Raw genomic sequence first — 7,252 nt, 5'->3', positions numbered from 1 at the left:
GCTCGCAGCTTCTTTTGCTGCGCCCGGACCTTGATGTCCAGTGGATTCGCGGAAATATCGATACACGCCTTTCGAAGCTCCACGCAGGAGATTTCGATGCCATCATCTTGGCAGCAGCAGGATTGAAACGCATGGGCTGGGGCGATGACATCGTCACTGAATTCATGACGACAGAAGACTGCCTGCCGGCGATTGGCCAGGGCGCCCTCGCCATCGAATGCCGCGAAGACGATGAAGAGCTTCTTGCGGAACTCGCGAAAGTGAACGATAAAGAAACAGAATTGGCCGTTACGGCGGAGCGTAAATTCCTGAAAGACATGAATGGCAGCTGCCAAGTGCCGATTGCGGGATACGCAACGGTTTCAGGTGATGAAATTTCGTTCACAGGATTAATCTCGGCTCCAGAAGGCGACCAAGTGTATAAAGAATCAGCGGCCGGTAAAGACCCGATTGAAGCGGGCCGCATCGTAGCTGAAAAAATCAGTGCACAAGGCGGATATGATTTGATCCAGCGTGTCATCGCCGAAAGCAATGTGTAAGAAAAAATCGGTCATTATTTTTACCGGCACTCGGCTGCCGAAAGAAGCGGCAGAGCTGGCGCTGCAAAACGGGGCGCAAGTGGAATATTTTCCGCTGATCGAAACGGTGCTTCGAAAAACGGATGCGCCTGATTTCGGGCGCTACGCCTGGCTTATTTTCACGAGCCGCAATAGCGCAGAAGCTTTTTGCAAACTGCATCCCGAAACGAATGCGAAAATAGCGGCTGTCGGCGACAAGACCGCTGAAATGCTAGAAGAACACGGCTATACGGTCGACTTCATCCCATCAACGTTCAGTGCCGATGTCTTTGTCCGGGAATTTCCGGACATCGCCGGCAAGGAACGCTGTTTGTTTGTCCGGGGGGCACTCGCCAAAGACACGATTTTGTCGATGCCGCTTGCGATCGATGAATGGACCGTCTACGATACCGTCAAAAAGAGCAGCAATGCACAAGCGCTCGCCGGGATGTCAGATGTCACGATTATTTTCGCCAGCCCTTCGGCAGTTTCCGCTTACACGGATGCGGGCGGAAATTTCAAGGACATCAAGACTGCCGCGATTGGGCACATCACCGAACGAGCGATTAAAGAAGCGGGGGGAGAAGTTCATTTCCGCCCTGAAACTTATACGTATCTTGAAATCATCCAGACAATAGCGAAAGGAAGTTGCAACTTATGAAAGATTTGAAATTCGATCGCCACCGCCGTTTGCGCGGTTCTGCGAATCTTCGTGCAATGGTCCGTGAAACTTCTGTTCAAAAAGAGGATTTCATTTATCCGATTTTTGTTGTGGAAGGAGAAGACTATAAAAAAGAAATCTCCTCAATGCCAGGCGTTTATCATTTTTCAATCGACCGCCTTGGCGAAGAATTGGACGAAGTGGTCGAGCTCGGCATTCCGTCCGTCATTCTTTTCGGTGTTCCGAAAGACAAAGACCCGGTCGGTTCGCAAGCTTATCATGACCACGCGATTACACAAGAAGCGATTCGTTTTGCCAAACAGCGCCATCCGGAACTCGTTGTTATCGCCGATACGTGCCTATGTCAATATACTGACCATGGCCATTGCGGCGTTATCGAAGACGGCGTCATCTTGAATGACGAGTCGCTCGACTTGTTGGCGCGCACAGCGGTATCTCAAGCAAAAGCCGGTGCAGACATCATCGCGCCATCGAACATGATGGACGGGTTTGTTGCGGCAATCCGCTACGGTCTTGATGAAGCCGGATTCAGCCATATTCCGATCATGTCATACGGCGTGAAATATGCTTCCGCTTATTATGGTCCGTTCCGCGAAGCGGCGCATTCTACGCCTCAATTCGGCGACCGCAAAACCTACCAAATGGACCCTGCAAACCGCATGGAAGCACTTCGTGAAGCGTCATCTGACGTCAATGAAGGCGCAGATTTCATGATCGTCAAACCGGCATTGTCTTATCTTGATATCATCCGCGAAGTACGCGATAACTTCGACATCCCGATCGTCGCTTACAATGTGTCCGGTGAATACGCGATGGTTAAAGCAGCCGCACAAAAAGGCTGGGTCGATGAAGAAAAAATCGTTCTTGAAACTTTGCTCAGTATGAAACGTGCGGGCGCAGATATTCTAATGTCGTACCACGCAAAAGACGCGGTACGCTGGCTGGAGGGGAAATAATATGGGATACGAAAACTCTAAACAAGCATTTGAAGAAGCGAAAACATTGATGCCAGGAGGCGTCAACAGCCCGGTGCGAGCATTTAAATCGGTCAATATGGACCCGATTTTCATGCAATCCGGCAGCGGCGCGACCATAACGGACATCGATGGCAACACGTATATCGATTACGTCTTGTCTTGGGGCCCACTGATTCTGGGCCATGCCCATCCTGAAGTGGTGGAAGCCATCCAGGAACAGGCAACACTTGGCACTTCATTTGGCACACCAACGACCCTTGAAAACGATATGGCAAAACTCGTCCAAGAGCGCGTGCCGTCAATTGAAATGGTCCGTATGGTATCGTCCGGTACAGAAGCGACGATGAGCGCACTGCGCGTGGCACGTGGTTATACCGGCCGCAACAAAATCTTGAAATTCGAAGGCTGTTACCACGGCCACGGCGATAGCCTATTGATCAAAGCGGGATCGGGTGTTGCGACACTCGGCTTGCCGGATTCTCCAGGTGTACCGGAATCTGTGGCGAAAAACACGATTACTGTTCCTTACAACGATTTGGAAAGCGTCCGTCTAGCGTTCCAGGAGTTCGGCGATGATTTGGCGGCAGTGATCGTCGAGCCGGTTGCCGGCAATATGGGCGTCGTTCCGCCAACTGAAGGATTCCTTCAAGAGCTGCGCAATTTGACGCATGAAAACGGCACCGTTTTGATCTTTGATGAAGTTATGACCGGCTTCCGCGTCGGCTATAATTGTGCACAAGGCCATTACAGTGTCACGCCGGACATGACATGCCTCGGCAAAGTCATCGGCGGCGGATTGCCTGTCGGCGCATTCGGCGGCAAGCGTGAAATCATGGAGCAAGTTGCACCGAGCGGCTCGATCTACCAGGCGGGCACACTGTCCGGAAACCCGCTCGCGATGCGTGCAGGCTTTGAGACTTTGTCGCGTTTGAACGAAGCGAGCTACGAAACATTCGTTGAACGTGGTGACCAGCTGGAAAAAGGTTTCCGCGAAGCGGCTGAAAAATACAATATCCCGCATACGGTCAACCGTGCTGGTTCGATGATCGGCTTCTTCTTCACGAATGAGGAAGTGACGAACTTTGAAACGGCTTCGAGTTCCGACCTTGAGTTGTTTGCGGAGTACTATCGTTTGATGGCGGAAGAAGGTATTTACTTGCCACCATCCCAGTTTGAAGGCATGTTCCTATCGACTGCCCATACACCTGAACATATCGAACGCACAGTGCAAGCATTCCATAATGTGTTTGCGAAACTAGCGAGATAAATTAGAAGAACCGTCCTTGAAGGCCAGATTGACAGGCTTTTGGGGGCGGTTTTTTTTATAAATTAGTTGTGCTCGTTTCTTCTATTATCAAGATAGGTGAAGGAAGAGGATTATAATTGCCATAAGCGTGGTGAAACTTATTAGTTGAGGAATCGATTTGTAGAGGGAAGTGCATTTTCTGTCTAATAGTCTGGTAATATAAAACTAATGGAAATTTTAATTAGTGAAAGTTGGTAACGCATTGAAACGTTTTCTTGTAACTTTGGCCATCGCGCTTGGCGCTGGCTTTTTGTTCAGCTTGACCGGCTTGTTCCTGCCTTGGCTCTTGGGCCCGATGGCGGCTTTTCTCATCTTGCGTCAAGTGACCGATATGAAGTTCCACTGGCCAAAAGTGTTCCGGACGTTCGGGCTATTGCTGCTCGGTGTTCAGATCGGCGCAGCTTTTACGCAAGAGTCGGTATTGTTGATGGCGGCGGATTTGCCGTATATGTTCATCATGACGATTGCGGTCGTCGCGTTTTCTTTAGCGCTCGGATGGTTGTTTCAGCGTATGACGCGTGTAACGATGTCGACAGCATTGCTCGGTTCGATGCCGGGCGGCTTGTCACAAATGGTGCTCATCTCTGAAGAAGTGAAATCCGCCAATGTGACGATCGTGTCGGTTATGCAGACCTTCCGCATCCTGCTCATTGTCTTCACCGTGCCGCTCGCTGCCGGATTTTTGTCGGGACGTGCGCCTGGTGACGTTACGGAGGCGAGCTTTCAATTTTCTCCTTATGCATTCGGGATTGCGCTCGTCTTCGGCTATGTCTTGTACTGGGGCATGAAGCGCATTTCGTTTCCTGCGCGCGAATTGATGGCGCCGGTTCTAGCGATGGCGATCGTCCAAACTTTGACAGGCAGCGATTTGGTCGATTTGCCGAGTCTCGTCATCATCATCGCGCAAGTATTGATTGGTACGCATCTCGGCTTGTCGATGGAAAAGCTCGGCGATTCCATGGACGGCCGGATTGCAGGAGCCGTTTTCCTGAATACGGTGCTGCTCATCGCGTTTTCAGCGGGACTTGCCTACGGGCTGGAACTGTTATTGCCGGAGTATCTATTCCTCGACTTCTTTTTAAGTGCAGCTCCCGGGGGCATGGCGGAAATGACAATTACCGCACTCGAAGCGGGTGCGGACGTGCCCCTCGTGACGAGCTTCCATCTGTTCCGGCTATTCTTCATCCTGCTCGTCGCGGCACCGCTCGTGACGTACTACGTGAAAAAGCTTGACGCTAAATCAGGCTATTGAGTACAATAAGCTTAACAGGATATTGATGCGTTGATGAGGATAGTAAAGTGTCCGGAACATTTCAGAGAGAGAGCCGAGTGGTGAGAGGCTTTCATGTTCCGCATTTGAATGTCACCTCGGAGCAGTTGCCGTGAAATGAGTAGCGGGAACCGGATGCGAATCCGTTATCGAACTTGAGAGCCAGGCGCAATTCTGCCTGTGTATAAAGGTGGTACCGCGAAAAACTCCTTCGTCCTTTACGAGACGACAGGAGTTTTTTTGTATTCATTTTCAAGTTCGACAGTAAACAGAGCCGAAAGTTGGCCAAGAGGAGGAATTTGGATGAGCAAGCAATTATCAACGAAATACGAACCGCAAGCAATCGAACAAGGGCGTTACGACTGGTGGGTGGACAATAAATTCTTCGAAGCGAAACCAGAAAGCGGCAAAACGCCATATACGATCGTCATCCCGCCGCCGAACGTCACGGGTAAGCTACACTTGGGGCATGCTTGGGATACGACCTTGCAGGACATCATGACACGAATGAAGCGCATGCAGGGCTATGACGCCTTATGGCTGCCAGGGATGGACCATGCCGGTATCGCGACGCAGGCGAAAGTCGAAGGCAAGCTGAAAGAAGAAGGCCGTTCACGCCACGATATGGGCCGCGAAGCATTCCTTGAAGAGTCCTGGAAATGGAAAGAAGAATACGCTGGCCATATCCGCCAGCAATGGTCGAAGCTTGGCCTCGGGCTTGATTATTCACGCGAGCGATTCACCTTGGACGAAGGCTTGTCAAAAGCGGTACGTGAAGTATTTGTCAAATTATACGAGAAGAAATTGATTTACCGCGGTAAGTACATCATCAACTGGGACCCGGCAACAAAAACGGCGATCTCGGATATCGAAGTTATCTACAAAGACGTGCAAGGTGCGTTCTATCATATGCGCTATCCGCTGGCTGATGGTTCTGGCCATATCGAAATCGCGACGACCCGTCCTGAGACGATGCTCGGCGATACGGCAGTAGCGGTTCACCCGAGAGACGAACGCTATCAGCATTTGATCGGCAAAAAAGTCATCTTGCCGATCATCGGCCGTGAAATTGAAATCGTTGCCGACGATTACGTGGATCGCGAATTCGGAAGCGGCGCCGTGAAGATCACGCCTGCGCATGACCCGAATGACTTCGAGATCGGCAATCGCCACAATTTGGAGCGCGTCCTCATCATGCACGAAGACGGCTCAATGAACGAAAATGCCGGCAAATACGAAGGCATGGACCGCTTCGAATGCCGCAAAGCGATCATTAAAGATCTTCAGGACATGGACGTTTTGTTCAAAATCGAAGAACATCTTCACTCGGTCGGGCATTCCGAGCGCAGTGGTGCTGTCGTCGAACCGTATCTGTCGACGCAATGGTTCGTGGACATGCAGCCACTCGCCAAAAAAGCGGTCGATAGCCAGAAGGGCGACGACGGCGTCAATTTCGTGCCGGACCGTTTCGAAAAAACCTATTTGCACTGGATGGAAAACATCCGCGATTGGTGCATCTCGCGTCAATTGTGGTGGGGCCATCAGATCCCGGCTTGGTACCATAACGAAACCGGCGAAATTTACGTGGGCCACGAAGCACCGGCGGATGCGGAAAACTGGACGCAAGATGAAGATGTTCTCGATACTTGGTTCTCATCCGCCCTATGGCCGTTCTCTACACTCGGCTGGCCGGAAGAAAACGATGAGTTGAGCCGTTACTACCCGACCGATGCACTCGTGACGGGCTATGACATCATCAACTTCTGGGTATCGCGCATGATTTTCCAGGCACTTGAATTCACTGGTGAAAAACCGTTCAAAGACGTGCTCATCCACGGCCTCGTTCGGGATGCAGAAGGCCGCAAAATGTCGAAATCACTCGGCAACGGCGTCGACCCAATGGATGTTATCTCGGAATACGGCGCAGATTCCTTGCGCTACTTCCTGGCGACTGCATCCTCTCCAGGGCAGGATCTGCGCTATTCGAATGACAAAGTCGAGTCGGTTTGGAACTTTGCCAATAAAATCTGGAACGCATCGCGTTTTGCAATGATGAACATGGAAGGCATGGAGCACAAAGACATCGATTTGTCGGGCGAGAAGTCCGTGGCTGATACATGGATCTTGACGCGCCTCAACGAAACGATCGAGCAAGTAACAGACCTTGCGGAACGCTACGAGTTCGGGGAAGTCGGGCGCCTGCTTTATAACTTCATCTGGGATGATTTCTGTGACTGGTATATTGAAATGGCGAAATTGCCATTATACGGAGAAGACGAACAGGCGAAAGCAATGACGCGTTCGGTGCTCGCATACGTGCTCGATAACACAATGCGCTTGCTTCACCCGTTCATGCCGTTCATCACAGAAGAAATCTGGCAGAACTTGCCGACACAAGGCGAATCCATCACGATTGCGGCTTGGCCGACAGCCGACCCGGCACTGAGCGATGCTAAAAAA

The 7,252-nt window shown here is 51.1% G+C and carries 6 protein-coding genes and 1 other annotated feature; all 6 genes read left to right on the top strand.

Annotation, left to right across the window (positions count from 1 at the left end; translation table 11 throughout):
• Positions 1-539: hydroxymethylbilane synthase (gene hemC, locus ON064_RS16080; protein WP_274625561.1), on the top strand; the 539-nt coding region annotated here is incomplete at its 5' end.
• Positions 514-1,218 carry a uroporphyrinogen-III synthase gene (locus ON064_RS16075; protein ID WP_274625560.1) on the top strand — a complete coding sequence of 235 codons (705 nt, stop codon included), beginning with the start codon at positions 514-516 and terminating at the stop codon, positions 1,216-1,218. The genes hemC and ON064_RS16075, both read left to right, overlap by 26 nt.
• Complete coding sequence (gene hemB, locus ON064_RS16070) at positions 1,215-2,195, top strand: porphobilinogen synthase (RefSeq protein ID WP_274625559.1); 981 nt, start codon at positions 1,215-1,217, stop codon at positions 2,193-2,195. Before ON064_RS16075 ends, hemB begins: the two co-directional genes overlap by 4 nt.
• Before the next feature lies 1 nt (position 2,196).
• Positions 2,197-3,483, top strand: a complete 1,287-nt coding sequence (gene hemL, locus ON064_RS16065) for a glutamate-1-semialdehyde 2,1-aminomutase (RefSeq protein WP_274625558.1) — start codon at positions 2,197-2,199, stop codon at positions 3,481-3,483.
• Between the two features lie 223 nt (positions 3,484-3,706).
• Positions 3,707-4,774, top strand: a complete 1,068-nt coding sequence (locus ON064_RS16060; RefSeq protein ID WP_274625557.1) for an AbrB family transcriptional regulator — start codon at positions 3,707-3,709, stop codon at positions 4,772-4,774.
• A gap of 21 nt (positions 4,775-4,795) precedes the next feature.
• Positions 4,796-5,014 (top strand) — a binding site (T-box leader).
• 81 nt (positions 5,015-5,095) lie between these two features.
• On the top strand, positions 5,096-7,252 hold a 2,157-nt coding region (locus tag ON064_RS16055), incomplete at its 3' end, for a valine--tRNA ligase (RefSeq protein ID WP_274625556.1).

Origin of the sequence: Planococcus sp. A6 (assembly GCF_028823615.1) — a bacterium.
GTDB lineage: Bacteria > Bacillota > Bacilli > Bacillales_A > Planococcaceae > Planococcus.
Note: the sequence above shows the minus strand (reverse complement) of the source record. Positions and strands in the feature narration are given on the sequence as shown.

Coding starts and splice junctions, on each gene's coding strand:
- hemB (WP_274625559.1), top strand. CDS start 1,215: ATGAAAGATTTGAAATTCGATCGCCACCGCCGTTTGCGCGGTTCTGCG.
- hemL (WP_274625558.1), top strand. CDS start 2,197: ATGGGATACGAAAACTCTAAACAAGCATTTGAAGAAGCGAAAACATTG.